The sequence below is a fragment of the Pseudomonas arcuscaelestis genome (genome assembly GCF_016881005.1).
Classification (GTDB): Bacteria; Pseudomonadota; Gammaproteobacteria; order Pseudomonadales; family Pseudomonadaceae; genus Aquipseudomonas; species Aquipseudomonas arcuscaelestis.
This window is the reverse complement of the sequence record NZ_JACOPV010000081.1, coordinates 1-1062: the sequence shown is the minus strand read 5'-3', so window position 1 is coordinate 1062 and position 1062 is coordinate 1. Positions and strand designations below refer to the sequence as shown.

The 1062-nt window shown below is 62.0% G+C and carries 2 protein-coding genes; both read right to left on the bottom strand.

Annotated features, from left to right (window positions below):
- The coding region (locus tag H8F21_RS29390) for a histidinol dehydrogenase (protein WP_203585854.1) at nt 1-432 on the bottom strand (432 nt) is incomplete at its 3' end.
- Between the two features lie 128 nt (nt 433-560).
- The coding region (gene hisG / locus H8F21_RS29385; protein WP_203585853.1) for an ATP phosphoribosyltransferase at nt 561-1062 on the bottom strand (502 nt) is incomplete at its 5' end.

The following is a 1062-nucleotide window of genomic DNA, read 5'->3' as shown; positions in this document are numbered from 1 at the left end:
GTACGAAGCTTTACCGCCCGGCACGTACAGACCGGCGCGGTCCAGCGGCGTGACCTTCTGGCCCAGCACGGTGCCGTCGGCCTCGGTGTAGCTCCAGGAGTCCTGCTTCTGTTTTTCGTGGTAGCTGCGCACCCGCGCCGCCGCCACTTCCAGGGCTTCGCGCTGAGGCGCGGTGATGCGCGTCAGGGCCAGCTCCAGGCGTTCGCGGGGCAGGATCAGGTCGGCCATCGACGCGACATCCAGGCCGTCGAATTGACGGGTGAAATCCACCAACGCAGCGTCGCCGCGTTCGCGTACGGCCTTGATGATGTCGAGCACCCGCTGGTTGACCGAGTCGTCGGACACGCTTTCCCAGCTCAGCAGATGATCCAGATGATGGGCGAAATCCGGGTCGGCAGCGTTGAGTCGGGCAATTGCAGTGGACGTGGTCATAGCGAGGGCCTCAATAGAAATGGCAAAAACTCAGGCGCCCTAAATTAGCAGTCGTTTCCGCTTGGGCACCTGAGAATTCTGGCTATGAGGCGGATAGACGGGCGCAGCTTTTCAGCTACGCGGGTAGGTCAACCGCGGTGTCGCGACTCCACTGCCTTGCGCAGGGTGTCGATCAACGCCTGGATACGGGCGTGCTGCATCTTCATCGATGCTTTGTTGACGATCAGGCGGGAGCTGATGTCAGCAATGAATTCCTGTGGCTCAAGACCGTTGGCACGCAGGGTGTTGCCGGTGTCGACCACGTCGATGATCTTGTCGGCCAGGCCGATCAGTGGCGCCAGCTCCATCGAGCCGTACAGCTTGATGATGTCGACCTGACGACCTTGTTCGGCGTAGTAACGCTTGGCGACATTGACGAACTTGGTGGCTACGCGCAGGCGGCCTTTGGGCTCGACATCACCGACACGGCCGGCGGTCATCAGTTTGCACAGGGCGATACGCAGGTCCAGGGGCTCGTACAGGCCCTGGCCGCCGTATTCCATCAGCACGTCTTTACCCGCGACGCCCAGGTCGGCTGCGCCATGTTCAACATAGGTCGGCACGTCGGTAGCCCGCACGATCAACAGGCGA